This is a genomic window from Streptomyces thermoviolaceus, from assembly GCF_045209695.1.
Lineage (GTDB): Bacteria > Actinomycetota > Actinomycetes > Streptomycetales > Streptomycetaceae > Streptomyces > Streptomyces thermoviolaceus.
This window is the reverse complement of record NZ_CP109280.1, coordinates 5173827-5200329: the sequence shown is the minus strand read 5'-3', so window position 1 is coordinate 5200329 and position 26503 is coordinate 5173827. Positions and strand designations below refer to the sequence as shown.

The window sequence follows — 26503 nt, the reverse complement described above, 5'->3', positions numbered from 1 at the left end:
CGGGTTGCGGTCGCTGCCCGCGGGCGTGCCATCCGTGGACGGCGCTCAGGTCGCCAGCACCTGCTCCGGCTCGTCGGTCTCGCGCGGGCCGGTCAGGCGGATCTCCGACGTGACCCGGTGCGCCGGGTCCCGTACCTCGCCGACCAGCAGCTCCAGCACGTCCTCCAGGGCCACCACGCCCAGCACCCGCCCGGAGGCGTCCGCGACCTGGGCCAGATGGGTGGCGGCGCGGCGCATCACGGTCAGGGCGTCGTCCAGCGGCAGCTCGGAGCGCAGCGTCGTCATCGGACGCCAGATGTGCTGCGGGACGGCCCGGTCGGAGTCCTCCAGGTCGAGGACGTCCTTGACGTGCAGGTAGCCCATGAAGGCCCCGCTGTCGGCGCAGACGGGGAACCGCGAGTAACCGGTGCGCGCGGTCAGCTCCACGATCTCCCCGGGGGTCACCGAGGGACTGACCGTCACCAGGTCCTCGCGGCCCAGCACCACGTCCATGACCGGGCGGGAGCCCAGCTCCAGGGCGTCCTCCAGGCGCTGCTGCTCCTCCGGGTCCAGCAGACCCGCCTGCCCGGAGTCCTCCACCAGACGGTTGAGCTGTTCGCTGGTGAAGACCGCCTCGACCTCGTCCTTCGGCTCGACGCGGAACAGACGCAGGACGCCTTGGGCGCAGGCGCCGAGCGCCACGGTGACCGGCTTGCACAGCCGGGCGAAGGCGACCAGGCCGGGGCTGAGCCACAGCGCGGCCTTCTCCGGGGCGGCCATGGCCAGGTTCTTCGGCACCATCTCGCCCACCACCAGGTGGAAGAAGACCACGGCGGCGAGCGCGATGACGTAGCCCAGCGGATGGATCATGCCTTCGGGCAGGTGGAGCCAGGTGAACACCGGCTCCAGCAGGTGCGCCACCGTGGGTTCGGCGACGGCGCCGAGCGTCAGCGAGCAGACGGTGATGCCGAACTGGGCGGCCGCCATCATCTGCGGCAGCCGCTCGAGGCCGTAGAGCACCTGGCGGGCTCGGGCGGTGCCGAGCGGTTCGATCTGGCTGCGGCGGACGGAGACCAACGCGAACTCGGCACCGACGAAGAAACCGTTTGCCAGCACGAGCAGCGCGGCGAGTACGAGTTGCAGCACGCTCATCGGGCGGCCTCCGCCAGGGACGCGGCGGTCTCGGCCGCCGGTGCGGTGCGGACCACGCGGACCCGCTCGGCGCGGTAGTGGCCGACCTGGCGCACGGACAGCCGCCAGCCGGGCAGCTCCGCCTTGTCACCGGGGGCCGGGATACGGCCGAGCAGGTCGGCGACCAGGCCGGCGACGGTCTCGTAGGGGCCCTCGGGAGCCTGAAGGCCGATGCGCCGCAGCACGTCGACCCGGCAGCCGCCGTCGACGTCCCAGGCGGGCCGGCCGTCCTCGGGCGGGGCGGGGGCCAGTTCCGGCACGTCCTTGGCGTCGTGCTCGTCCCGGACCTCGCCCACCAGTTCCTCGACGACGTCCTCCAGGGTGACCACGCCCGCGGTGCCGCCGTACTCGTCGACGACGACCGCGATGGGCTGCTCGCTGCGCAGCCGGGCCAGCAGCGGCCGCACCGGCAGCGTCTCGGGCACCAGCAGCGCCCGGCGGGCGATGCGGCCCACGGGGGTGCGCAGCCGCTCGTGGGCCGGGACGGCGAGGGCGTCCTTGAGGTGGACCATGCCGACGACCTCGTCGATCCGCTCCCGGTAGACCGGGAAGCGGGACAGGCCGGTGGCCCGGGTGAGGTTCACCACGTCCTCGGCGGTCGCCGAGGACTGCAGGGCGCTGACCTTCACCCGCGGGGTCATCACGTGCTGTGCGGTCAGCTCGCCCAGGTACAGGGTGCGGACGAACAGGTCGGCGGTGTCCTCCTCCAGGGCGCCGGCCTGTGCCGAGTGCCGGGCCAGGGAGACCAGCTCGGCGGGGGTGCGGGCGGAGGCCAGCTCGTCGGCGGGTTCCACGCCGAGCATGCGCACCAGCCGGTTGGCGACCGTGTTGAGCGCGCTGATCACCGGGCGGAACAGCCGCGAGAAGACGTGCTGCGGGCCGGCGACGAACCGCGCGACCTGCAGCGGCCGGGACACCGCCCAGTTCTTGGGCACCAGCTCGCCGATCACCATCTGCAACGCGGAGGCGAGCAGCATGCCCACCACCACGGCGGTCCCGGACACCGCCCCGTCGGGTATGCCGACGGCGGCGAAGGGTCCGCGCAGCAGGTCGGCCAGGGCCGGTTCCGCCAGCATGCCGACCACCAGGGAGGTGATGGTGATGCCGAGCTGGGTGCCGGACAGCTGGAAGGACAGCTCGCCCAGCGACTCGACGACCCGGCGGGCGCGTCGGTCGCCGTCGGCGGCGGCCTGTTCGGCGTCCTGCCGTTCGACCGTGACCAGGCCGAACTCGGCGGCGACGAAGAAACCGTTGGCGAGGATCAGCAGGAAGGCAGCTGCCAGGAGCAGCAGGGGGATGGTCATGATGCCGCCGCCCGGGCACGGGCGCGGACCTCGGTGGGTTCCGCGCTATGTCGGCTGGGGGCGGCGCAGGTACTGCAGGACGATCCGTCCATCGCCGGAGGGAGTCACTCCTCGGGTAGCAGGAGCCCCTGGCGCCGGGCGCGCACAGGGGCGGAAGCGCGGTGGACGCGCTTCCGCCCCCCAGATTAATCAAGACCGCGGCGAATGCGTCAGGGCGAAGGCCCCGGACCCTTCCCTGAGACGGACCCTGGTTCAGCCCCGGGGCGTGTCGCGGGACGGCTCGGGGTCGTGCAGCGAGCGGGCCTCGACGAGGGCGCGCAGGGCCCGGGCGTCGGCGAGAGCGCGCTTGCGCGCGATGCCGGGCTGGATGCCGAGCGCGGGCAGGCTGGTGCCGTCGCTGAGGTCGAGGAAGACCCACGGGTCACCCGTGCGGAGGTTCACCTGGAGGATCTCCGGCCAGGCCAGCCGGCGGCTGCTGGCGATGTTGACCACGGTGACGCCGGAGTCGTCCGCGACCACCTTGGGCCGGGAGAGCAGGACCAGCACGGCGGAGATCAGCGCGGCGGTGAGGACGAAGCTGAGGCGCTCACCGGGGCTGAGCGGGTCCAGCAGCAGGGCGACGGCCGTGATCACCACGAAGAGGGCGACCGCGGCCGTCAGCAGGACCGCGCGGACGTGCCCCGGCCGGAAGGTGACGGGAAGTGCGGGCAGGTCGGACATCGCTCGTCCTTCACAGGCGGCAGGCGTGGATGGCCGTGGTGAGGATGGCGCGGGCGCCGATGGCGTACAGGTCGTCCATGATCCGCTGGGCGTCCTTGGCGGGGACCATGGCGCGCACGGCGACCCAGCCCTCGTTGTGCAGCGGGGAGACGGTCGGGGACTCCAGGCCGGGGGTGAGCGCCACGGCCTTCTCCAGCTGCTCGACCCGGCAGTCGTAGTCCATCATCACGTACGTCCGGGCCACCAGGACGCCCTGCAGGCGGCGCAGGAAGCGCTGCACCTTGGGGTCCTCGGCGTCCGCGCCGGTACGGCGCACGACGATCGCCTCGGACGTCATGATCGGCTCGCCGAAGGGCTCCAGGCCGGCGTTGCGCAGCGAGGTGCCGGTCTCGACGACGTCGGCGATGACCTCGGCGACGCCCAGTTCGATGGCGGTCTCCACGGCGCCGTCGAGGTGGACGACGGAGGCGTCGATGCCGTTGTCGGCGAGGTGCTTGGCGACGATGCCCTCGTAGGAGGTGGCGATCGTCCTGCCGTTCAGGTCGCCGATGCCACCGGCCGTGCCCGGCTTGGCGGCGTAGCGGAAGGTGGAGCGGGCGAAGCCGAGGGCGAGGATCTCCTCGGCGCCGGCTCCGGAGTCGATCAGCAGGTCGCGGCCGGTGATGCCGATGTCGAGGCGGCCGGAGGAGACGTAGATCGCGATGTCGCGGGGGCGGAGGTAGAAGAACTCCACCTCGTTCACCGGGTCGACGATGCGCAGTTCCTTGGACTCGCGGCGCTGCCGGTAGCCGGCCTCATGCAGCATGTCCGCCGCAGGGCCGGAGAGTGAACCCTTGTTGGGGACGGCGATGCGCAGCATGAGGTCGGCTTCCTTTGCGTGAGGGGGTTGTTACAGCTTTTTACAGCAGGTGGGTCACAGGTGGGCGTAGACGTCGTCGAGGGAGATGCCGCGGGCGACCATCATCACCTGGACGTGGTACAGCAGCTGGGAGATCTCCTCGGCGGCCGCCTCCTTGCCCTCGTACTCGGCCGCCATCCAGACCTCGGCGGCCTCCTCGACGACCTTCTTGCCGATGGCGTGGACTCCCTTGCCGACCAGTTCGGCCGTGCGGGAGGTGGCGGGGTCGCCGTGGGCGGCCTTGTGCTGGAGCTCGGCGAACAGCTCCTCGAACGTCTTCTTGGACATGGTGGTCCTAACCCTACGCGGTCCGCCCCGCCGGTCAGCGCCAGGGCTCGGAGACCGAGCGCAGCGTGGCGGCCGTCGCCACCGCCGCGGTGACCGCCTCGTGGCCCTTGTCCTCGCTGGATCCCTCCAGTCCTGCCCGGTCCAGGGCCTGCTCCTCGGTGTCGCAGGTGAGCACGCCGAAACCGACCGGCACGCCGGTGTCGACGGCCACCTGGGTGAGGCCCTGGGTGACGCCCTGGCAGACGTAGTCGAAGTGCGGGGTGCCGCCGCGGATGACGACGCCGAGGGCGACGATCGCGTCGTAGCCCCGGCCGGCCAGCACCTTGGCCACCACCGGCAGCTCGAAGCTGCCGGGGACCCTGAGCAGGGTCGGTTCGTCGATGCCCAGCTCGTGCAGGGCGCGCAGGGCGCCGTCGACCAGGCCGTCCATCACCTTCTCGTGCCACTGCGCCGCGACGACGGCGACCCTGAGGTCTCCGACGTTCCGTACCGACAGCTCCGGTGCACCCTTGCCGCTCACGTCTCTCCTCGTGTGTCGTCACTGATTGCCGCAGGTGGAGGCGGATGCCGCGTCCAGCCAGGGCAGGTCATGGCCCATCCGGTCCCGCTTGGTGCGCAGGTAGCGGAGGTTGTGCTCACCGGCCTGCACGGGCATCGGTACCCGTCCGGTGACCTTGATGCCGTGGCGCAGCAGCGCCTCGGTCTTGTCGGGGTTGTTGGTCATCAGCCGTACGCTCGCGACCCCGAGGTCCTTGAGGATCTCGGCGCCGGCACCGTAGTCGCGGGCGTCGGCGGGCAGGCCGAGTTCCAGGTTGGCGTCGAGGGTGTCCCGGCCGCGTTCCTGCAGCTCGTAGGCGCGCAGCTTGGACAGCAGCCCGATGCCGCGCCCCTCGTGTCCGCGCAGGTAGACCACCACTCCCCTGCCCTCGCGCCGGATGCGTTCCAGGGAGGCGTCGAGCTGGGGGCCGCAGTCGCAGCGCAGCGAGCCGAACACGTCGCCGGTGAGGCACTCGGAGTGCATCCGCACCAGGACGTCCTCGCCGTCTTTGAGGTCGCCGTGGACGAGGGCGATGTGCTCGACGCCGTCGGCGGTGGCGCGGTAGCCGTGGGCGGTGAAGGTGCCGTGCCGGGTGGGCAGGTGCACCTCGGCCTCGCGGCGCACGGCGGGTGTGTCCGTGCCGTCGCCCTGCCCGGCCGGGGCCGGGTGCTCGCGGGAGCGGCGGTAGGCGACGAGGTCCTCGATGGAGATGATCGTCAGGCCGTGTTCGCGGGCGAAGACGAACAGCTCGGGCAGGCGCAGCATGCGCCCGTCGTCCCCGGCGATCTCCACGATCGCGCCGGCCGGGCGCAGTCCGGCGAGCCGGGCGAGGTCGACGGCGGCCTCGGTGTGGCCGTCGCGTTCTAGCACGCCGCCGGGCCGGGCGCGCAGCGGGAAGACATGGCCGGGGCGGACGAAGTCGTCCGGCTGTGCGGTGCCGCTCGCCAGCAGGCGCAGGGTGGTGGCGCGGTCGGCGGCGGAGATGCCGGTGGTGACGCCGTGCCCGGCGGCGGCGTCCACGGAGACGGTGAACGCGGTCCGCATCGACTCGGTGTTGTCCTCGACCATCTGAGGGAGGTTCAGCCGGTCGAGTTCGTCCCCGGTCATGGGGGCGCAGATCAGGCCGCGGCAGGCGCTCATCATGAAGGCCACGATCTCGTCGGTGACCTTCTCGGCGGCGACGACGAGGTCGCCTTCGTTCTCGCGGTTCTCGTCGTCGACGACCACGACCGGGCGGCCGGCGGCGATGTCGGCGACGGCCTGCTCGACCGGGTCGAGGGTGATGTCCGCGAGTTGGTCGGTGCTGCAGAGGACGGGTGCCGCGGTCATGCGGGCGCTCCTTCCGGGACGGGCTGTGCGCTCCGGCGCGAGCGCAGCCACCAGTCGCGCATGCCCCACAGGACGAGCGCGCCGTAGATGACGTAGACGAAGCCGGAGAAGGCGAAGCCATGGGCGAAGTTGAGCGGGACGCCGACGGCGTCGACGAGCAGCCAGGCGAACCAGAACTCGACCATGCCGTGCGCCTGGGCGTACATGGCGACGACGGTGCCGACGAAGATGTAGGCGTCGGGCCAGGGGTCCCAGGACAGCGACGGGTAGGCGTGGAACAGCCCGGCGACGGCGAGGGTGCCGACGGCGGCGGCCGCCAGCAGGGCCGCCCGCTCGCGCCAGGTGGCGAACCGGACGGCGATGTGACCGTCCTCCGCCTGCCCGCTGCCGCGCCTCCAGTGCCACCAGCCGTAGACGGCCACGGCCATGACGACGACCTGCTTGCCGGCGCTGCCGGACAGGTGGGCGGTGGCGAACGCGGCGAAGAGGATCAGGCCGGACAGGAACTGGGTGGGCCAGCTCCACAGGGACCGCCGCCAGCCGAACGCCAGGCCGAGCAGGCCGATGACGTTGCCGGTCATGTCGGACCACTTGATGTGCTGGCCGAGGAGGGTGAAGGCCTCCGAGTTGAGCCAGTTCACCGGTCGGCTCCCTGCACGCGGTCACCGAGCAGCCGTTCGACGTACTTGGCGACGACGTCGACCTCGAGGTTGACGGGGTCGCCGGGCTGCTTGAGACCGAGGGTGGTCAGGGCGAGGGTGGTGGGGATGAGGCTGACGGTGAAGAAGTCCTCGCCGGCCTCGACGACGGTGAGGCTGATGCCGTCGACGGTGATGGAGCCCTTCTGCACGACATAGCGGGCGAGGTGAGCGGGCAGGGAGATCCTCACGACCTCCCAGTGCTCGGAGGGGGTGCGCTCGAGGATCGTGCCGGTGCCGTCGACGTGGCCCTGCACGATGTGGCCGCCCAGGCGGGCACCGACGGCGGTGGGGCGTTCGAGGTTGACCCGGGATCCGACGGTGAGGACGCCGAGGCTGGAGCGTTTGAGGGTCTCCGCCATGACGTCGGCGGTGAACTCGTCGCCCTCGTGGTCGACGACGGTGAGACAGACCCCGTTGACGGCGATGGAGTCGCCGTGCCGGGCGCCCTGGGTCACGACGGGGCCGCGGAGCCGGAAACGGGCGGCGTCGCCGAGGTCCTCGACGGCGGTGACCTCGCCCAGCTCTTCGACGATTCCGGTGAACACTTCCCGGGTCCTCCTGCCTCCTCGGGCACGGACTCCGGGGCTGTCGACGGACGACAGAGAACACGGGCGAGGACACTCGGGGCGAACGGCGCCGCGACGGAGGACGCCCGTGAGGGCGCACCCGCGAACGGCGGCGTCCACACAGATGTGTGCCCGCCCGCCGCGCACTGCCTCCCATCCGGACTTTCACCGTCGGTCCAGGAATTCCACCTGGTCAACCGACCGCTGGACGCGGCCGGGTCGCGGACTTTCACCGCCGGTTCGGACTTTCACCGACCCCGGAGTGCGCTGCTTCAGCTACAGGGCAAGTGTGCCACGCCCGGTCGGCGTCCAGACAGGTGACCGGTGTGTGGTCGCTCACAGAGCGCAGTCGGCGTGCGTCCGGTGCCCGCGGTCGCCGCCCGCGCGCTGCCGCCCGCCGCCGGTTCGCGTCCACGGCCCGTGTCCGGCCTGCCGCCCCTGCGACAGGCGGGCGACCGGGTCCGGGCGGACCGACCGGTCAGGTCAACTCCCCTGTCCTGACGAGGAGTCGGGGTCGACACCGGGCGGGGTGGCCAGGTCCTCCTGAGCGCTGTCGCGGGCGGTGAGCAGGGCGCCGCGCAGCACGGCGGCGCCCCCGAGAACGCTCGCCCGCACCTCGGTGCGCAGCGGCGAGAGCCGGGCCACCCGTTCCTCCACCCGCGCGGCGAGCGCGTCCCCGCCGGCCTGCCCGATCTCCCCGCCGAGGACCACACAGCCGGGGTCCAGGACGGCCGCGACGGAGGCGACGCCGAGGGCGAGACGGTCGGCGAGCGCCTCCAGGAAGCGCGCCGCGTTCCCGGTGCCGTCGGCCTCCGGCGGCCCGCCCGGTGCCGTCCCGTCCGCCTCGGCCCGCGCCTGCCCGGCGGCCAGCCGTACCGCGTGCCCCACCAGGCCGGCCGCGTCCGCGGCGCCGCGGGCCTGCGGCTTGTCAAAGGCGTGGCCGGCGATCCGGTGCTCCGCCGCCAGGTCCATCACCGCCGGTGCCGAGGCCAGCTGGTGGAAGCCGCCCTCGCAATCCGTGGCGGAGGGCAGCCCCGAGGTGCCCGGCACCGGCAGGAAACCGATCTCGCCCGCGCCGCCGGAGGCGCCCCGGCGCAGGGTGCCGTCCAGGATCACGGCCGCGCCCGTGCCTCCGCCGAGCCACAGCAGGACGAAGGTGTCCCGGTCGCGTGCCGCGCCGTCGCGCTGTTCGGCGAGCGCGGCGAGGTTGGTCTCGTTCTCCACGACGACCCGGGTGCCGGGCAGCCTGTGCTGCAGCACTCCCACCAGCCGGCGGTGCCACACGGGCAGGCCGGAGGAGTCGCGCAGTTCGCCGGTGGCGGGGTCGATCAGGCCGGGCGCGCCGACCGTGAGGGTGTGCAGCCGCTCGGCCCGGGCCCCGCGCACCGCCCGTTCCACCAGGGCGACGGCCTGTTCCACGGCGGGGCCGGTGGCGGTGTCGGTGGCGATCGGGGCGGCGGCCCGGGTCAGTTCCCGGCCGAGCAGGTCGGCCACGGTCACCGTCACGCCGTCGGTGCGCACGTCGAGGGCGGCGAGCTGGGCGCGGTCGGCGGCGATGCCGTACAGCCGGGCGTTCGGTCCGCGCCGTTGCTGGTCGGACTCCCCCACCACGGTGATCAGACCGGCCGCGGTCAGGCGGTCGACCAGGTCGGCGACCGTCGGCCGGGACAGACCGGTGAGCTGTTTGAGCTGCCCGGCCGTGAGCGGTCCGCGCTGCTGCAGCAGGCGCAGAGCGAGCCGGTCGTTGATGACCCGGGCGGTGCTCGGGGATGCGGGCATGCCGGGAATCCTCCCAGATCCGGTGGGCCGCGCGACGGCGACCGCCTCTCCCTCTCTTCTGCCCTCTTTCTATCAGGCAGGGTTCCTGATAGTTTACGCGGCGTGACGGCGCGGGGACCCGGGCACCCGCCTCCCGGGGCACGGCCCGCGCCGCCGCACGCGTGGACGCCCGCGATCCGGGGAGGGGCCTGAGCATGAGCGCAGGGGTCGAACAGCAGCGCCAGGTACGGCGCGCACGGTACGCCGTGGCCGCCGTGTTCGCGGTGCACGGGGCCGTCACCGGGTCGTTCGCCACCCGGGTGCCGTGGATCCAGGACCACGCCTCCGTCAGCGCCGGGCAACTCGGCCTCGCGCTCGCTTTCCCCGCCCTCGGCGCGTCCGTGGCGATGCCGCTGGCCGGCGGCATCAGCCACCGTTTCGGTGCCCGCACCGCCCTGCGCGGACTGCTCGCCCTGTGGACGCTCAGTCTCGTCCTGCCCTCCCTCAGCCCGAATCTGCTCACCCTGTGCGCGGCGCTGTTCGTCTACGGCGCCTCCTCGGGCATGGCGGACGTGGCGATGAACGCCCTGGGCGTGGAGGTGGAGAACCGGCTGGGCCGCTCGATCATGTCGGGGCTGCACGGCATGTGGAGCGCGGGCGCACTGATCGGCTCGGCGGGCGGCACGCTCGCCGCACACCTCGGCTCGGACGCCCGTCTGCATCACGCCCTGGCGGCCGGTGTGCTCACCGTGCTGGGGCTGGTGGCCTGCACCTGGGTGCTGGACGTCACGCCGGGCGCGGACGAGGAGCCGCCGCCCAGGTTCGCGCTGCCGCCGAGGTCGGCGCTGCTGATCGGTGCTGTCGGGTTCTGCGCGGTCTTCGGCGAGGGCGCGAGCCTGGACTGGTCGGCGGTGTATCTGCACGACCGGCTGCACACCTCGGCCGGGCTGGCGGCGGCCTGCACCACGGGCTTCACGCTCACCATGGCGGCGGCCCGGTTCGCGGGCGACCGGGTGGTGGACCGGTTCGGCTCGGTGCGCACGGTGCGGGCGAGCGGGGTGCTGGCCGTTCTCGGCGGGCTGCTCGTGGTGCTGGCGGACCATCCGGCCATGGCGATGTGCGGTTTCGGGCTGCTGGGCCTCGGGATCGCCGTGGTGGTGCCGCTGTGCTTCGCGGCGGCCGGGCGCAGCGGCCCGAATCCCAGTCAGGCGATCGCGGGCGTGGCGACCGTCACCTACACCTCGGGGCTGATCGCGCCGAGCGCGATCGGCGGGCTCGCCCAGGCGGCCGGCCTGGTGGCGTCGTTCTCGCTGGTGACGCTGCTGGCGTGCGGGGTGGCCGGCTTCGCCGGGGTGCTGCGGCCCGGCGACCGGAGCCGGCCGGTGGTCAGTCAGCGTTCCGCAGAAGTTCCCGGCCCGCGGCCCTGAACTCCTCGCTCCAGGGGGCCGGACGCAGGGTGTCCGCGTCCAGCCGGACCAGGACCCGGGTGCCGTGCGCGTAGGTGTGCGCGCCGTCGGCGGAGCAGAACCGGAAGCCGTAGGTCAGCCCGGTGGTGCCGAGCCGGTCGAGCCACAGGTGGACGGCGTACTCGCCGGGCCGGGTGACGGGGGACTCGTAGGTGATGCGCAGTTCCTTGACCGCGTTGCAGGCGTCGCCGGCCGCCGTCCAGTCGCCCGTGAAGCCCAGGCCGTGCTCCTGCCACAGCCGGGACCAGGCCCGCTCCACCAGCAGCGGGTAGCGCGCGTTGTGCAGCAGCCCGAGCGCGTCCAGGTCGTCGAAGTGGACGGTGACGGGGATCAGCCGCCCGTACGACAGGGCGGGGGCGACGGGTGCTTCGGCGGTCACGCGGGACTCCTGTGCTGCTGGTGGAAGACTGGTACCCCGCCATACTAAGCAGCCGCTCAGGTGCGCCGACCGGAGGGAGCCGCCCCGTCGGCGGCAGGCACGGCAGACCCCGCCCGGCGTCGGGCGCACGGTGTACGCCACGCATCACTCCCCGTACGATCTCGCCGTGCCGAGCCGCGTCTCACCGCCACAAGCGGCAGCTCGGGCACGCTGTCCGGTCAACCGCCGGACAGCCCCCCGCGGGCGTCCCCCACCTGGCGGCCACGACCGCCCCCGCTGTCCTGCCGGCACTCCCGGCGGCCGAACTCCCTTTGCCCCACAGCCGTGGACGCACCCAGCCGTGGAGCAGCACTGCTGCTCGTCGTCGCCGAGTCCTGGAGTCCCCCATGAACCCAGCGCCTCGCAGCGAGGTGTCGCGGTCGCGCATCGCGACCGCCAGCTGCATCGGAACCGCCATCGAGTTCTACGACTTCTACATCTACGGAACGGCCACCGCCCTGGTGTTCGGGAAGGTGTTCTTCCCGACGGTGTCCGAGACGGCCGGCGTGCTGGCGTCGCTGGGGTCCTTCGCCGTGGGGTTCGTCGCCCGCCCGGTCGGGGCGGTCCTGTTCGGGCACTGGGGCGACCGGATCGGGCGCAAGTCGATGCTGGTCGTCTCCCTGTTGATGATGGGGCTGTCGACGGTCGCGGTCGGTCTGGTCCCCGGCTACTCGGCGATCGGGATCTGGGCGCCGGTCCTGCTGGTCGTGCTGCGCTGTGTGCAGGGCATCGGGCTCGGCGGCGAGTGGGGCGGCGCGGTGCTGCTGTCCACCGAGTACGCGCCACCGGGCAAACGCGGGCTGTACTCGGCGTTCCCGCAGCTCGGACCTGCCCTCGGTTTCATCCTCGGCAACGGCTTCTTCCTCGTGCTGAGCTCCGTGATGCCGGCCGGTGACTTCGTCTCCTACGGCTGGCGCATCCCGTTCCTGTTCTCCTCCGTGCTGCTGGTGGTGGGCTTCTACATCCGTATGAAGATCGCGGAGACCCCGGTCTTCCAGGCCGCTGTGGACCGGACGGAACGGGCCAAGGTGCCGTTGTTCGAACTGCTGCGCAGGCAGCCGCGGGTCCTGCTGCTGTCGACCCTGTCGTTCGTCCTCGCGCACGCCCTCTTCTACACCGTCACCACCTTCTGCCTCTCCCTCGGCACGTCCTCGCTCGGCATCGAGCGCACCACCCTTCTCGTCGGCCTGCTCGTCGCGGCCTTCGTGATGGGCGTCGGCACGCTCGTGTTCGCGGTCCGGTCGGACGGCTGGGGCCGCCGCCGGCTGAGCGCGGCGGCAGCCGTCTGCGTGATCGTGTGGGCGTTCCCCCTGTTCGCCCTGCTGGACACGCGCAACCCGGTGCTGCTCACGCTCGGGTTCACCGGCGGTCTGCTGTGCTTCGCGATGCTGTACGGGCCGATGGGGGCGTACCTGCCCGAGCTGTTCCGGGTGCGGTACCGCTACTCGGGTGCCTCGCTCGCCTACAGCGCCTCCGGCATCGTCGGAGGCGGCGTCGTGCCGCTGATCGCCACGAGTCTGTGGGCGTCCACGCACTCCACGGTGCCGGTCTGTCTCGTCCTGATGGGGCTCGGCGTGGTGAGCCTGCTGTGCGTGCTCGCCCTGCCGGAGACCCGGGACCACGACTTCACCGACGGTCTGCACACGGGCGGCACCGGCGCGGACACGGCCCAGGCGGCGCGGACCGCCGGGTGAGGGCCGGCGCGCTGTCGAAGGTTCCCTGCCCCTCGGTGGTTGTCTGCCCCTCGGTCGCGTCCGACTCCGCATCAGCTGCTCGCCGGAGGAATGTTGTGGTTGCCGCGGAAGCGGTTGTGCGGGTCGTGCGCGGCCTTCAGCGCGCGCAGGCGCCGGTAGTCGTCCTCCTCGTAGGCGGCCCGGACGGTCCGGGCATCGGCCCCGTACAGGAAGTTCAGCGCACGCCCTGCCGTCAGCGGGGCCAGTGCCGTCAGCAGCCGGTCGTGGGCCGCCGTGAACCCGGCGGGATCGTCGCCCTCCCCCACCCGGGACAGCACGCCCAGCAGATAGGCGGCGTCGCGGTGCCCGACGGCATTGGGCACCGCCGGCTGGGCGGCGAGCGCACCGCCGAGATGACGGATCTCGACGATCGCCGTCACCGGCGCGGCGGGGCCCAGCAGGTCGAGCACGAGGTCCGCGGTGTCCTCGCCGAACTCCCGGAGCAGCACGTTGTCCGCGACGTACCCCATCGGGAACGGCGGATCGCCGTGGATGGCGCCGCACCGGGCGTACGGCATGTCCGCGACCGTGTCGAGCAGCCGCGGGCCGAGGGCGCGCAGCGGCGCCACGAGTTCCTCGCCATGAGCCGCGGTGCCCAGGTGGGCGATGCGGACGTGGACCACGTACCTGCCGCGGATCGCCTCCGGCAGCGACGGCCTCGGCGGCAGGGGAACGAGCGCGATCGACGAGGTCGTCTCGTCGGGCACGGTCCGGGTCCAGTCGCGGTAGGCCTCCAGCACCTCCCGCGCCCGCTCGCCGGGGAAGTACAGGCCGCCCCCGTACAGCCGGGTGACGGGGAAGAGGCCGATCTCCATGCCGGTGACGACACCGAAGTTGTCCCGGCCGCCGCGCAGTGCCCAGAACAGCTCCGGGTCGCTCTCCGCCGTGACGGTGACGGCCTTGCCCTCCGCGGTGACCAGGTCGATCGACCGCACATGGTCGGCGGCCCAGCCGTAGCGCCGGGCCAGCAGCCCGAGACCGCCGCCGAGTGTGTAGGACACGGCGCCGACACCGGGCGCGCTGCCGTTGAGCGGGGCGAGGCCGTGGGGCACGGTCGCCTCCAGGACCTGCTGCCACCGCACGCCGGCCTCGATGCGGGCGGTACGCGCCACGGGGTCGACCCGGACGCCCGCCATCCGTCCGGTGGTGACGAGCACACCACCGTCGGCGGCCGGATGCGGACTGTGCCCGGTGGCCTGCACCGCGACCGGCAGAGCGTGCGCGGCGGCGAACTCCACCGCCAGGCGGACGTCCTCCGCGCCGGTGGCGCCCACCACCACGGCGGGACGGTGCGCGACGAGGGTCTGGTAGCCGATGCGCTCGGCGTCGTAGCCGTCGTCGCCGGGCAGCAGGACCGGCCCGCTCACGCGTCGCGCCAGCTCGCGCCGCACACCGGACGACGGGGTCGGTACGGGCTGCGAGCCCGCGGAGGCATGAGTCGTCGAGACATGAGTCATCTGTGGGAGTCCCCTGCGTGGATGACGAAGGCGAGGTGCTTCGCAGGCATCGTCGTGGAGCCGGACACCTCACGTCCAACGCATGATTCGGATGACGTCCAGAACTCTTGCTTCTGGTTCTCCGGCCACTGCGTCAGGTCCGCGGCGTAACGCACCGGCGCGCCGATGGCCGCGCGCTCCTCCAAGCCCCGCAGATGCTCCGGTCCGGTGGCGCCCGGGTTCGCACATCACCCGTTCCGCCGCGCCCACGCGCTGGAACCGCCCGGCCGGCAGCGCGGGGCGGTCGAGAACCACCGGCTCGGGGAGAAGCCCGGGCCGCGGCCGACGACTCCCGTTCCGTCACCCCGCCGTGACGCCGGCATCCGCCGCAGGCGTGGCAGACTCCGCGGGCGGCTCGGCGAAGGTACGACGGCAGTGGTCCAGCAGGCGTTCCACGGCGGGGTTGTCGGTGCCGGCCCACACCAGACAGAGCAGCGCCGGGATGTCCGCTCCCTCGATACGGCGCCAGGTGAGCCAGGGGGCGTGGCTGTCGGCGATGGACGGGGTGAGGACGGCCGCCCCCAAGCCCCGGATCGCCAGGTCCGCCACCGCCGAGGGGGCACTGGCCTGGAGTTCCACGGTGCAGCGCACTCCCGCCCGCGCGCACGCCTCGTCGAAGGCCGTGCGCACTCCTGTGCCCCGGGGCATGCAGATCAGCCGGTGCTCCGCGAGATCGGCCAAGGTCACCCGGGGCAGCCCGGCCAGGGGATGGTCCTGGGGCACGGCGAGGACCGGCGGTTCGCTGATGATCGTGTGGGAGTGGTGGCCGGCCGGCGGGCCTCCGGCGCAGCCCGTCAGGACCAGATCGGCGGCTCCCGTGCCCAGCCGGTCCAGCAGGCGGTCGGAGGCGTCCTCCACGAGGGTGATCTCCACTTCGGGGTGGTCCCGGTGGAAGCCGGACAGCGCGTCGAACAGCGGGGTCACCGGGCAGGCCGGCACGGTGCCGACGACGATCCGTCCGCGTATCAGGCCCTTGACCTCGTCGACCGCCCGGCGCAGGGACTCGGCCGAGGCGAGCGCGGCACGGGCGTGGCCGAGCGCGGCACGTCCGGCGGCGGTCAGGCCCGCGGTGCGTCCGGACCGGTCGATCAGCACGGCGCCCAGCTCCCGCTCCAGCTGCTTCACCTGGGCGCTCACGCCGGACTGGCTGATGTGGACGCGTTCCGCCGCCCGGGTGAAGTTCGCCTCCTCGGCGACCGCCACGAAGTACTCCAGCTGCCTCAGCTCCATGGCGGCGGATTGTAGGGACCGGCAGGCCCTCCAGCGAGGGCGTCACCGCGGTGCGTGGACGCCTCCTAACCGTCCCGTACCCGCGTGACCGGCATCGTGTCACGGCCGGCCGGAGAAGCCGCCGGTCGTGGCCCTGCCGGAGAACCGGGGAGACACGGGGACCACCGGCCCCCGCCGCCTACGGCCGCTTCTGGTCGTCGTACTCGGTCAGTCCGGCGTCCAGCAGGGCGGGCTGGTAGGTGCCCGCCGCCTTGGACAGCCAGCGCAGGCTGTGGTAACCGACCAGGACCAGGAGGGTGCCCAGGGCGATGCCGCTCAGCTCGAAGTTGTCGGTGATCTTCAGGCTGACGCCGCCGATGCCCACGATCAGTCCGGCCGCCGCCGGGATGAGGTTGAGGGGACGGCCGAAGTCGACCTTGTTGCGGATCCAGATCTGGGCGCCGAGCAGGCCGATCATGCCGTAGAGGATGACGGTGATGCCGCCGAGGACGCCGCCCGGGATCGCCGCGACGAAGGCACCGAACTTCGGGCACAGGCCGAAGAGCAGCGCGAAGAACGCCGCGCACAGGTAGGCCGCGGTGGAGTAGACGCGGGTGGCGGCCATGACACCGATGTTCTCCGCGTAGGTGGTCGTCGCCGGGCCGCCGGCCACCGTGGAGACCATGGTGGCCGCGCCGTCCGCCATGATCGCGGTGCCGAGTTCGTCGTCCAGCGGGTCGCCCGTCATCTCGCCGACCGCCTTGATGTGGCCGGTGTTCTCCGCGACGAGCGCGATCAGGACCGGCAGGGCCACGACGATCGCAGAGGCGCTGAACGCGGGGGCGTGCAGGTCGGGGAAGCCGACCCAGGCGGCCTGCTTCACCGCGGTCAGGTCCAGACGCCAGTGGTCGGTCACCTTGCCGCTGCCGTCCACCGAGTGGATCTTGCCCGCGGTCAGGTCCAGGATCCAGGACAGGACGTATCCGAAGACCAGCCCCAGGAAGATCGCGATGCGCGACCAGAACCCGCGCAGCACCACCAGGGCGAGCCCGGTGAACAGCAGGGTGGCGAGTGCGGTCCACTGGTCCTGCGGCCAGTAACTGGAGGCGGCCACCGGGGCGAGGTTGAAGCCGATCAGCATGACCACGGCACCCGTGACCGCGGGCGGCAGCACGGCGTGGACCACCCGCGAGCCGAGGAACCGGATGACGAGGCCGACCACCGCGAGGGCCAGACCCACGACGAACAGGGCGCCGGTCAGCTCGGCCGGGCCCCCGCCCTGGCTGCCGATGACGGCGGCGACTCCGACGAAGGAGAGCGACGACCCCAGATAGCTGGGCACCCTCCCCCGCGTGATCACCAGGAACAGCAGGGTCGCCACACCCGAGGCCATCAGGCCCAGGCTGGGGTTGAGGCCCATGAGCACCGGGGCGACGAAGCACGCGCCGATCATGGAGACGACGTGCTGTGCGCCCAGGCCGATCGTGCGGGTCCAGGTGAGCCGCTCTCCCGGCCGGACGACCTCACCCGGATTCAGGTGCCGCCCGTCGCCGTGCAGCTTCCAACCGAAACCCGACATCTGGAAACGCTCCGTTCGTTTTACTGCCGCACGAAAATACAAGACGCCTGGCCACCTGACCGAATCGATCGCGGTGCGCCCCTCGTGGGCCGGCGACTCGTCCGGCACCCCCGCCGCCGCGCGCACGGCACCGAGGGCCGTGCGAGGCCCCGTCGCGGCAGTGCGACACGCGCGAGGTTCCCCCGATCCGGGGAAGTGCGGGGCCGACAGGAGCCGGAGGCGGGCCGGGCCTGGGACTCTGCCCGCATGGGGCAATCGGCACAACTCATCCGCCGCCCGGACACAGTGGACAGCGTGCTCGCCCGGATGCGCGCGCTGGACGCCGCACTGCCGAAGCGGGACGGGATCGCGGTGTTCAACCGGGTCTACCTCACCGTCACCGAGGAGGTGGCGCGGAGCCTGACGACCGGGCGGTTCCGGGACCCGCGGGCCACCGCGACGCTGGACGTGCACTTCGCGGTGCGGTATCTCGACGCCGTGGACGCGGCGGACGCGGGGCGGCGACCGCCCGCCTGCTGGCGGCCGCTGATCCGGTTCCGCCGGCACCCGGGGATCCGCCCGCTGCAGTTCGCACTGGCCGGCATCAACGCGCACATCGGTCACGACCTGGCCCTGGCCGTCGTGGACGCCTGCCGGGCCCTGGACTGCGAACCGGCCGATCTGGAGAACGACTACGACCGGGTCGGCGACCTGCTCGTCGCCCTGGAGGAGAGGGTCCGCGAGGATCTGATGCCCGGCCCCGACCTGCTGGAGCTGGCCGACCCGCTCACCCATCTGGTGGACGCGTGGAGTCTGGAGCAGGCCCGCAGCGCCGCCTGGTCGGCCGCGCGGGCCCTGTGGGCACTGCGCCGGCTGCCCGACCTGGCGGAGGAGTTCGCCGAGCGGCTGGACGCGGCCGTCGGGTTCGCCGGACGCATGATGCTCACGCCGCTGTCGGCCTGACCGGGCGGCCAGGGATCCGCGCGGCCGCACCCGTACGGCACTCGGACGACCGACGGTACGCATCCGCCGCAGACCGCGGCAGGCCCGGGAATGCACCGTCGTCACCTTGCGTTGCACCGTCGACACGTTCGATGACGAAGGAGGGCACATGGCGACCCGGCTGGGCCTCGGCCTCCCCCAGTACCATCGATTCCACCTGGGCAGAGACGTTCCCGACGTGGCGCGCGCCGCGGAACGCATCGGCTACGACAGTGTGTGGGTGTACGAGCGGGCCCTGTTCCCCGAGCCCGCCACGCAGGGGCTGTACGGCATCGAGGGCATGCCGTGGCCCGACTCCTATCGGCATGTGGCGGACCCGATCGTCACGCTCGCCTTGGCCGCGGCGGCCACCGAACGGGTCGAGCTGGGCAGTGGCGTGCTCGTGGCACCTTTGCACCTGCCGCTCCAGCTCGCCAAGGCGCTGGCCTCGCTGGACGCGGCCAGCGGCGGCCGGGTGATCGCCGGCCTCGGCACCGGTTGGTCCCTGGACGAGTACGCGGCCACGGGCGTGAGGCCGTTCGAGGAGCGCGGGTCCGTGCTCGACGAGGTGCTCGACGTGTGCCGGGCGGTGTGGGGCCCCGACCCGGTGCGCTACCGGGGCCGGATCACCACGATCGAGTCCGCCGCGATCGGGCCCAAGCCGGCCCGCCCCATCCCGATCCTGCTGGCCGCCGGCTCGCGGAAGGCCCGCGAACGTCTGGTGGACCGCGCCGACGGCTGGCTGCCCGTCTCCTCGGGCGTGGACGGCATCGCCCGCCAGTGGAAGGCGCTGCAGGAGCTGGCCGCCGAACGGGGTCGCACGCGGCCGCTCCGCACGGTGCTGCGGACCAACGCGCACTACACGCCCGAAGGCCACCGGGGCGACGACCGGCCCCCGTTCCACGGCAGCGCCGACCAGATCGTCGAGGACGTGGTCGCCCACGCGGCCATCGGCCTGGACGAGATCCTGGTGGACCTGCAGAGCGGGGTCCGCGACGCCGAGGAGCTGAAGGACCTCGCAGCGGAGGTGTACGAGAAGGTCCGGGCAGCCGGAGTCTGACCGGGCACGCCGCGCTCCCGGAACGTCCTCGCCGGGCCCGCCCCGCACAGCCCGCGGGCCCGGCAGGACCACGCCGAGTGACGATCTAGTCCTCCGGCAGTTCCACCGGCGCGATCTCGTCGAAGACGTCGCCCGGGCCGGGGTTGGACGGGTCGGTCGAGCCGCCGAGGTGGTGCATGACGCCCCAGACCGCGTTCAGCGCGGTCTGGACGGCGCCCTCGGCCCAGCCGGCCGTCCAGGAGATGTCGTCGCCGGCCAGGAAGACGCCCCGCTTGTCCTCGGGCAGCCGGTCCTGCATGAAGTGGGTGAACAGGCGGCGCTGATAGCGGTAGTGGCCGGGCAGGTTGGCCTTGAACGCGCCCATGAAGTAGGGCTCGTTCTCCCAGGAGATGGTGACCGGGTTGCCGATGATGTGCTTCCGGATGTCGACGTTCGGATAGATCTCCGACAGGGACGCCAGCATGACCTCCATCCGCTCCTCGGCGGACAGCGGCAGCCACTTCAGGCTGTCGTCGCACCAGGTGTAGGAGAGGCAGATGACGGCGGGCCGGTCCGGTCCGTCGTCGAGCAGATAGGTGCCGCGGGTCATCCGGTCGGTGAGGGTCATGGACATCACGTCGCGGCCGTTGTCGTCCTTGTCCAGCCAGAACGGCCGGTCGACGGGGACGAACAGCTTGGAGGACTCCATGTAGTGGGTGCGCTCGATGGCGGTCCAGTGGTCGATCGGGAACAGTTCCTCGTCGCACCGGATCTTGGAGAGCAGCATCCACGACTGCGCGGTGAAGATCACCGCCCGGTAGGTGCGGATGTCGCCGCCGGCGTCGGTGACGGTGATCCGGTTGCCGGCGGTGCGGTGCAGGCGGGTCACGGCCGGACGCGGGGCGCCGTCCGGGTGCAGGGACTTCAACGAGGTGCCGTGCGGCCAGTGGACGATCTTCTCGGGCCGGCGTTCCCAGAGCCGCAGCGGCAGCTGCTGGGAGCCGCCGACGATGCCGCGGTGGTGGTCGTCGGCCTCGGTGTAGACGACGCGCAGGATCTCCAAAATGGAGTTCGGGAAGTCGGTGTCCCAGCCGCCGGTGCCGAAGCCGACCTGGCCGAAGATCTCGCGGTGCCGGAAGGAACGGAAGGCCTCGGAGGCGCAGAGGAAGCCGTAGAAGGTCTGGTTGTCGAGTTTCTCGACCAGCTCGGACCAGATCTCGCGGATGCGCCGCACGTCCCGCTGCCGGATGGCACGGTTCATCTCGGAGAAGCGGGCGCCCTCCTCGAGGCAGGCGGTCCAGGCGTCGGCGACGTCCCGGTAGACCTGCGGCAGGTCGTCGATGGTCCGCGCGTAGTGCGTCTCGCCCTTGAGGTCGACGACGGTCGACGGGGTCGCCTCCGCCAGGGGGTTGGGGAACGGCTTGGTCTCCAGGCCGACCAGGTCGATGTAGTGCTGCAGGGCCGTGGAGGACGGCGGGAAGCGCATCGCGCCCATCTCGGCGGTCAGCGATGCGTCGCAGCCCTCGAAGCCGACGGTGCGCAGCCGGCCGCCGATCCGGTCGGCCTCGTAGACGACGGGCTTGAGGCCCATCTTCATCAGCTCGTAGGCGGCGACGATGCCCGACAGACCGCCGCCGACGACGGCCACCTCGGTGCCGTGCTCGGTCGCGGGTATCTGGCCCAGGCCCGCCGGGTGGGCGAGATAGTCGTCGTAGGCGTAGGGGAAGTCCGGACCGAACATGGTGATCGGCGGCAGCTGCGGGTCGGCGTGCTCGACGGCGTTGGGCACCGTGGACGTCATGGGGTACGGACTCCTTGCACAGACGAACTCGGGAGGGTTCGGGGGGGGGGGAACGGTCCGGCCGGGGGCGGACCGGATCAGACCAGGGACCCGTACAGGCCGGGGCGGCGGTCGCGCAGGTACGGGTTGGCCAGGCGGGAGGCGGCCAGGAGGGCGCGGTCGGCGTCGGCGAGGAGCAGTTCCTCGCCGCGCCCGCCGCGGGCGCGGGCCACACCGTCGGGTCCGGCGAGGACGGAGAGCCCGACGAACTCGAACTCCCCTTCGCGGCCGGCCCGGTTGACGTACGCCACGTACATCTGGTTCTCGAAGGCCCGCACCGGAACCAGGGATTCGGCGACGAACTGGAAGGGGTGCATCTGGGCGGTCGGGACGAGGAGGAGGTCCGTGCCGGCCAGGGCGTGGGCGCGGACGGTCTCCGGGAACTCCACGTCGTAGCAGATGACGATGCCGACGGTCAGGCCGTCCAGCTCGGCCTGGACGACCGGCTGCCCGCCCGGGGCGAACTGGTCGCGTTCGAAGCAGCCGTACAGATGGGTCTTGCGGTAGTTCGCCAGGCGGGTGCCGTCGGCGGCGATCAGCTGGGCGGAGTTGAAGACCGCCGCGCCGTCGCGCTCGGGGTAGCCGTAGGCCACGGCCAGTCCGTGCCGGCGGGCCAGCCGGGCGACCTCGTCGGCGGCCGGGCCGTCGGCGGGCTCGGCGAGTCGGGCGACGTCGTCGCCGATGGCGTATCCGGTCAGGAACAGCTCCGGGGCGACGAGCAGCGCGGCCCCCGCCTCGGCGGCCCGGCCCGCGGCCTCGTCCAGCTCCTTGAGGTTCTCGGCGACACTGCCGGGACGGCCGGAGCTCTGGAGCAGGGCGGTGCGCATGCGGAATCCTCGCCGGTGAGGGGGTGATCGGGGCGCCTGACGAAGGCGTTACGACGGTACGGTCGCCCGGCTCGCGCGGACAAGCATCAGCTGTTGCGGGGTAAGGCGCCGATCGTTGCGTACCGGGGCGGGTCGGCGGTGATTCGTTGCGCGGGGGCGGAAGGGCTGGTCGAAGGGGCCGGGCGCCGTCCGGCGGGATCTGTGCGGGCGCCTGTTCGACCGGTCGGGCGGCAGGTCGGGGTCCACGGCCGTGGGCCGGCTGAAGAGACCTGTGCCCCGGGGCGGCCGGAGACACCGGTGTCCCGGGGCGGTCCGTGCAGTCGGGCCGTCCCGGGGCGGTCCGCGGAGTCGGGCCGTCCCGGGGCGGTCGCCGGGAGTGCGGCGGGTACCGGTACCGTCCGGCCGGCTCCGGCGTCAGGCGGGCGAGCCGGAGGTGAAGCGACGCACCAGCGGGGAGAGGACCAGCACCGACTTGGTGCGTTCCACGAACGGCTCGCCGGCGATGCGTTCCAGGACGCGTTCGAAGTGCCGCATGTCCGCGGCGAAGATGTGGGCGATCGCGTCGGCGTCGCCGGTGACGGTGGAGGCGGCGACGACCTCCTGGTACCGCTCCAGCCCGCGCTGGATGGTCTCCGGGGAGGTGTTGCTGCGGCAGTAGATCTCGACGAACCCCTCGGTCGCCCAGCCGAGCGCCGCGGGATCGACACGGACGGTGAAACCGGTGATGGCTCCGGTGGCGCGCAGCCGGTCCACGCGCCGCTTGACCGCGGGGGCGGAGAGGCCGACGAGCTGCCCGATGTCCGCGTAGGAGCGGCGGGCGTCCTCGGCGAGGGCGTGCACGATGCGTTCGTCGAGATCGTTCAGCACGGGGTACGGGTCACTTCTTCGTCTTCGGTGGTTCTACTGCTCCGCCGTCGCGCAACCTGCGGGTGCCGCGAGGCGGGATCGGCGATAGCCGTATACGAAGTAGAACACGAGTCCGACGACCATCCAGACTCCGAAGACCACCCAGGTCACCGCGGACAGGCTGCCCATCATCCAGACGCAGAAGAGGAAGCCCAGCGCGGGCAGCACCGGTGACAGCGGCACCCGGAAGGTGCGGTGCATGGTCGGGCGGGTCCGGCGCAGCACCACGACGGCGACATTGACCAGGGCGAAGGCGAACAGGGTGCCGATGCTGGTGGCGTCGGCGAGCTGGCCCAGCGGGACCGCCGCAGCCAGCACACCGCAGAACGCGGAGACGATCAGGGTGTTGGCACGGGGCGCCCCGGTCTTCGGGTGGACGCGGGAGAACACCTTGGGCACCAGCCCGTCGCGGGACATCGCGAACAGGATGCGGGTCTGGCCGTAGAGCACGGTCAGCACGACGCTGGCGATGGCGACGACCGCGCACGCGGCCAGCAGGGTGCCCCAGAAGCTCTGCCCGGTGACCTCCCGCATGATCTGCGCCAGGGCCGCCTCGGAGTCGTCGAACTGCCGCCACGGCTTGGCGCCCACGGCGACGGCGGCGACCAGGACGTACAGGGCGGTGACGATGACCAGCGACAGCATGATCGCGCGGGGCAGGTCGCGCTGCGCGTTCTTCGCCTCCTCGCCGGCGGTGGAGGCGGCGTCGAAGCCGATGTAGGAGAAGAACAGCGTGGCGCCGGCCGCGCTGACACCGCTCATGCCCAGCGGCATGAAGTGGGAGTAGTTGCCGGAGCGGAAGCCCTGCACGCCGATGGCGCAGAACAGCACCAGTGCGGCGATCTTCACCATCACCATGATCGTGTTGGCGCGGGCGGACTCCCGGGCGCCGCCCAGCAGGAAGACCATGGCCAGCAGGACGACGATCAGCGCCGGCAGGTTGAACACGCCGCCGTCGCCGGGCGGGGCCGACAGCGACGCCGGGAGGGTGACGCCGATCGTGCCCTTCAGCAGTTCGTTGAGGTACTCGCCCCAGCCGACGGCGACCGCGGCCACCGACACGCCGTACTCGAGCACCAGACACCATCCGCACACCCAGGCGATCAGCTCGCCCATCGTTGCGTATGCGTACGAGTACGAGGAGCCGGAGACCGGGATGGTGCCGGCCAGCTCGGCGTAGGACAGGGCCGAGAACAGGGCCGTGAGGCCGGCTATCACGAAGGACAGGGTGACGGCGGGCCCGGCCTTGGGGACCGCCTCGCCGAGGACCACGAAGATGCCGGTGCCCAGGGTGGCACCGATGCTGATCATGGTCAGCTGCCACAGGCCGAGGGAGCGGCGCAGCGAGCCACCCTCACCCTGGCCACCCTCCGCGACCAGGCGTTCCACGGACTTGCGCCGCATCAGACGGGCCCCGGCGGTCGCGGGGACGGCGGGGCTGCTGTGGTCCGGGGGTGCGCCCTGATCGAGCACGCGCGGGCTCCTTGTCGCTGGGTGGTGGATCGCGGCGGGGGCAGGCGGCGCCCGTCCCAGGGCACCACCGAGCGGGGTCCCTGCCACGCCGAGTACTGCGCAGACCATACGAGGCCGTGCTTCACGAGCGTAACGCAGCAACCTTGCGCGCCTGCGCACGATCATTGCGTTCTCGGGCCCGAAATGGATCTTCGTTGCACACCAGGATACGGACTTTTGCGCACGGCTCGGGCAGTGTGTCCCGGTGTGCGGGCATGCGTACGGCCCCTGTCCCCCCGCGGGCGGCGGGCGGTCAGGGGCCGTGGAAGCAGGGTGCGCCGGTCAGGTCCAGCTGGCGTGCAGCGGCTTGCCCTCGGCGTAGCCGGCGGCGCTCTGGACGCCGACGACGGCCTTGTCGGCGAACTCCTCCAGGGTGGCGGCACCGGCGTAGGTGCAGGCGGAGCGGACACCCGCGACGATCGAGTCGATCAGGTCCTCCACACCCGGGCGGGCCGGGTCGAGGAACATCCGGGAGGTGGAGATGCCCTCCTCGAACAGCGCCTTGCGGGCGCGGTCGTACGCGGAGTCCTCGGCCGTGCGGTTGCGCACCGCGCGCGCGGAGGCCATGCCGAAGGACTCCTTGTACAGGCGGCCGTCGGCGTCCTGCTGCAGGTCGCCGGGCGACTCGTAGGTGCCGGCGAACCAGGAGCCGATCATCACATTGGACGCGCCGGCCGCGAGGGCCATGGCCACGTCGCGCGGGTGACGGACGCCACCGTCGGCCCACACGTGCTTGCCGTACTTCTTCGCCTCGGCGGCGCACTCCAGCACCGCGGAGAACTGCGGCCGGCCCACGCCGGTCATCATGCGGGTGGTGCACATGGCGCCGGGGCCGACGCCGACCTTGATGATGTCCGCGCCCGCCTCGACGAGGTCGCGCACGCCCTCGGCGGAGACGATGTTGCCGGCCACGACGGGCACCTGCGGGTCCAGGGCGCGGACCGTGCGGATCGCGGCGATCATCGTCTCCTGGTGGCCGTGCGCGGTGTCGATGACGAGCGTGTCGACGCCCGCGTCCAGCAGCTGCTTGGCCTTGCCGCCCACGTCGCCGTTGATGCCGACGGCGGCGGCGATGCGCAGCTTGCCGGCGGCGTCGGTGGCCGGGGTGTACAGGGTGGCGCGCAGTGCGCCCTTGCGGGTGAGGATGCCGGCCAGGCGGCCGTCCTTGTCGACGGCGGGCGCGTACCGGCGGTTGGCGGCGTCGAGGGTGTTGAAGGCCTTGCGCGGGTCGATCTCCGCGTCGAGCAGCAGCAGGTCCCGGGACATGACCACTTCGAGCTGGGTGAAGCGGTCGACACCGGTCAGGTCCCGGTCGGTGACGACGCCGATGGGCCGCTGCTCGTCGTCGACGACCACGCCGGCGTTGTGCGCCCGCTTGGGCAGCAGGGCGAGGGCGTCGGCGACCGTCTGGTGCGGGGCCAGGACGATCGGGGTGTCCAGCACCAGGTGACGGCTCTTGACCCAGGAGATGACGTCGGTGACCACGTCGATCGGGATGTCCTGGGGGATGACCACCAGACCGCCGCGGCGGGCGACGGTCTCGGCCATGCGGCGGCCGGCGATCGCGGTCATGTTGGAGACGACGATCGGGATGGTGGTGCCCGTGCCGTCCGGGGAGCTGAGGTCCACGCCCTGACGCGAGCCGACCGCGCTGCGGCGCGGCACCATGAAGACGTCGTCGTACGTCAGGTCGTACGGGGGCTGGATGTCGTTGAGGAAACGCACGTGCTGCACATCCCAAGGGATCAAAGGTGGCCCCCCGACGGGACAGCCAGGGGGAAAAAGCACGTACTTCATTCTCCCATGCGAAAGGGCCTGGCATGCCCTGTCGCATCGCCCAGCACAGCGCGGACGCGTTAGGAGGTTCCTCCGAGAGCCAGGGCCACGGTGACGGCCCGGCTGCGGTCCGCGGCCTCGGTGAAGACCTCCTGTGCGATCTGCCACTCCCGCGGGTCGGCCTGCGCGTACGCCTGCCAGCCGCGGACCACGAGCAGCAGCCCGCGCTCGGCGGCCGGGGCGGGCCACACCGAGGGGTCGCCGAGGCTGTCGGCGAGTGCGTCCCAGTTGCGGCCGAACCAGTCGGGCAGCCGCAGCGCGGCGGCGACGCGGTCCATGAGGGCGGCCTTGTCGGTGACGCCGTCCAGGTCGAGGGTGACCACGGCCCGGTCCGCGAGCTCGGTCCGCGGGGTGTGTTCGCTCATCTCGGTGTCGTCTCGTCTCCGCGGTGGGTGTCGTCCGCAGCAGCG

24 protein-coding genes and 1 riboswitch are annotated in these 26503 nt (G+C 72.4%); of the genes, 4 read left to right on the top strand and 20 right to left on the bottom strand.

Annotation, left to right across the window (positions count from 1 at the left end):
- Window positions 1–45 precede the first annotated feature (45 nt).
- From OG899_RS22700 to OG899_RS22655, 10 genes are all read right to left on the bottom strand, one after another.
- Entirely contained in the window at window positions 46–1131 is a 1086-nt protein-coding gene (locus OG899_RS22700; RefSeq protein ID WP_125496051.1) for a hemolysin family protein, read from the bottom strand.
- A complete protein-coding gene (locus tag OG899_RS22695; protein WP_125496052.1) occupies window positions 1128–2474 on the bottom strand; it encodes a hemolysin family protein in 1347 nt (448 codons plus the stop codon). The genes OG899_RS22700 and OG899_RS22695 overlap by 4 nt, the downstream gene beginning before the upstream one ends.
- A gap of 252 nt (window positions 2475–2726) precedes the next feature.
- Window positions 2727–3194 (bottom strand): PH domain-containing protein, encoded by a 468-nt coding sequence (locus OG899_RS22690; RefSeq protein WP_125496053.1) that lies wholly within the window; start codon window positions 3192–3194, stop codon window positions 2727–2729.
- Window positions 3195–3204: 10 nt separating this feature from the next.
- Entirely contained in the window at window positions 3205–4053 is an 849-nt protein-coding gene (hisG, locus tag OG899_RS22685) for an ATP phosphoribosyltransferase (RefSeq protein ID WP_125496054.1), read from the bottom strand.
- Between the two features lie 54 nt (window positions 4054–4107).
- On the bottom strand, window positions 4108–4380 hold the full coding sequence (locus OG899_RS22680) for a phosphoribosyl-ATP diphosphatase (RefSeq protein WP_125496055.1): 273 nt from the start codon (window positions 4378–4380) through the stop codon (window positions 4108–4110).
- Between the two features lie 34 nt (window positions 4381–4414).
- Window positions 4415–4900: a 6,7-dimethyl-8-ribityllumazine synthase gene (gene ribH / locus OG899_RS22675; protein WP_125496056.1), complete on the bottom strand. Its 486-nt coding sequence runs from the start codon at window positions 4898–4900 to the stop codon at window positions 4415–4417.
- An 18-nt stretch (window positions 4901–4918) separates the two neighbouring features.
- The gene (locus tag OG899_RS22670; RefSeq protein ID WP_125496057.1) at window positions 4919–6247 is read right to left on the bottom strand and encodes a bifunctional 3,4-dihydroxy-2-butanone-4-phosphate synthase/GTP cyclohydrolase II; all 1329 of its coding nucleotides are present in this window, start codon (window positions 6245–6247) and stop codon (window positions 4919–4921) included.
- Entirely contained in the window at window positions 6244–6888 is a 645-nt protein-coding gene (locus OG899_RS22665) for a nicotinamide mononucleotide transporter family protein (protein WP_125496058.1), read from the bottom strand. The genes OG899_RS22670 and OG899_RS22665 overlap by 4 nt, the downstream gene beginning before the upstream one ends.
- Window positions 6885–7493: a riboflavin synthase gene (locus OG899_RS22660; protein ID WP_125496059.1), complete on the bottom strand. Its 609-nt coding sequence runs from the start codon at window positions 7491–7493 to the stop codon at window positions 6885–6887. The genes OG899_RS22665 and OG899_RS22660 overlap by 4 nt, the downstream gene beginning before the upstream one ends.
- Window positions 7494–7653: 160 nt before the next feature.
- Window positions 7654–7784, bottom strand: a riboswitch (FMN riboswitch).
- 213 nt (window positions 7785–7997) lie between these two features.
- Window positions 7998–9293, bottom strand: a complete 1296-nt coding sequence (locus tag OG899_RS22655) for an ROK family transcriptional regulator (RefSeq protein ID WP_168130713.1) — start codon at window positions 9291–9293, stop codon at window positions 7998–8000.
- Between the two features lie 194 nt (window positions 9294–9487).
- Here OG899_RS22655 and OG899_RS22650 point away from each other — a divergent pair, with 194 nt between their 5' ends.
- Window positions 9488–10699, top strand: coding sequence for an MFS transporter (locus OG899_RS22650; protein ID WP_125496061.1), 1212 nt, complete (start codon window positions 9488–9490; stop codon window positions 10697–10699).
- On the opposite strand, the gene OG899_RS22645 is transcribed toward OG899_RS22650, so the two are convergent.
- A complete protein-coding gene (locus tag OG899_RS22645) occupies window positions 10659–11117 on the bottom strand; it encodes a thioesterase family protein (protein WP_125496062.1) in 459 nt (152 codons plus the stop codon). The genes OG899_RS22650 and OG899_RS22645 overlap by 41 nt on opposite strands.
- A gap of 386 nt (window positions 11118–11503) precedes the next feature.
- Here OG899_RS22645 and OG899_RS22640 point away from each other — a divergent pair, with 386 nt between their 5' ends.
- The gene (locus tag OG899_RS22640) at window positions 11504–12850 is read left to right on the top strand and encodes an MFS transporter (protein WP_168130714.1); all 1347 of its coding nucleotides are present in this window, start codon (window positions 11504–11506) and stop codon (window positions 12848–12850) included.
- 71 nt (window positions 12851–12921) lie between these two features.
- On the opposite strand, the gene OG899_RS22635 is transcribed toward OG899_RS22640, so the two are convergent.
- The 3 genes from OG899_RS22635 to OG899_RS22625 all read right to left on the bottom strand — a co-directional run bounded on the left by OG899_RS22635 (window position 12922) and on the right by OG899_RS22625 (window position 17173).
- Window positions 12922–14346, bottom strand: coding sequence for an FAD-binding oxidoreductase (locus OG899_RS22635; RefSeq protein WP_125496064.1), 1425 nt, complete (start codon window positions 14344–14346; stop codon window positions 12922–12924).
- Between the two features lie 339 nt (window positions 14347–14685).
- The gene (locus OG899_RS22630; protein ID WP_125496065.1) at window positions 14686–15615 is read right to left on the bottom strand and encodes a LysR family transcriptional regulator; all 930 of its coding nucleotides are present in this window, start codon (window positions 15613–15615) and stop codon (window positions 14686–14688) included.
- Window positions 15616–15793: 178 nt separating this feature from the next.
- Window positions 15794–17173, bottom strand: coding sequence for a uracil-xanthine permease family protein (locus OG899_RS22625; protein WP_168130715.1), 1380 nt, complete (start codon window positions 17171–17173; stop codon window positions 15794–15796).
- Between the two features lie 246 nt (window positions 17174–17419).
- Between OG899_RS22625 and OG899_RS22620 the strand changes: the two genes are divergently transcribed.
- Window positions 17420–18115, top strand: coding sequence for a DUF5995 family protein (locus tag OG899_RS22620; RefSeq protein WP_168130716.1), 696 nt, complete (start codon window positions 17420–17422; stop codon window positions 18113–18115).
- 148 nt (window positions 18116–18263) lie between these two features.
- The gene (locus tag OG899_RS22615) at window positions 18264–19193 is read left to right on the top strand and encodes an LLM class F420-dependent oxidoreductase (RefSeq protein WP_168130717.1); all 930 of its coding nucleotides are present in this window, start codon (window positions 18264–18266) and stop codon (window positions 19191–19193) included.
- An 85-nt stretch (window positions 19194–19278) separates the two neighbouring features.
- Here the strand turns inward: OG899_RS22615 and OG899_RS22610 are convergent, their stop codons facing one another.
- The 6 genes from OG899_RS22610 to OG899_RS22585 all read right to left on the bottom strand — a co-directional run bounded on the left by OG899_RS22610 (window position 19279) and on the right by OG899_RS22585 (window position 26458).
- The gene (locus OG899_RS22610) at window positions 19279–20973 is read right to left on the bottom strand and encodes an NAD(P)/FAD-dependent oxidoreductase (protein WP_125496069.1); all 1695 of its coding nucleotides are present in this window, start codon (window positions 20971–20973) and stop codon (window positions 19279–19281) included.
- 77 nt (window positions 20974–21050) lie between these two features.
- Complete coding sequence (locus OG899_RS22605) at window positions 21051–21839, bottom strand: carbon-nitrogen hydrolase family protein (protein ID WP_125496070.1); 789 nt, start codon at window positions 21837–21839, stop codon at window positions 21051–21053.
- Between the two features lie 414 nt (window positions 21840–22253).
- Window positions 22254–22706 carry an Lrp/AsnC family transcriptional regulator gene (locus OG899_RS22600; protein WP_125496071.1) on the bottom strand — a complete coding sequence of 151 codons (453 nt, stop codon included), beginning with the start codon at window positions 22704–22706 and terminating at the stop codon, window positions 22254–22256.
- Window positions 22707–22739: 33 nt separating this feature from the next.
- Entirely contained in the window at window positions 22740–24218 is a 1479-nt protein-coding gene (locus OG899_RS22595) for an amino acid permease (protein ID WP_125496072.1), read from the bottom strand.
- A gap of 321 nt (window positions 24219–24539) precedes the next feature.
- Window positions 24540–25991, bottom strand: a complete 1452-nt coding sequence (locus OG899_RS22590) for a GuaB1 family IMP dehydrogenase-related protein (protein ID WP_125496073.1) — start codon at window positions 25989–25991, stop codon at window positions 24540–24542.
- Window positions 25992–26113: 122 nt separating this feature from the next.
- A complete protein-coding gene (locus OG899_RS22585) occupies window positions 26114–26458 on the bottom strand; it encodes a barstar family protein (protein ID WP_125496074.1) in 345 nt (114 codons plus the stop codon).
- Window positions 26459–26503: the final 45 nt, after the last annotated feature.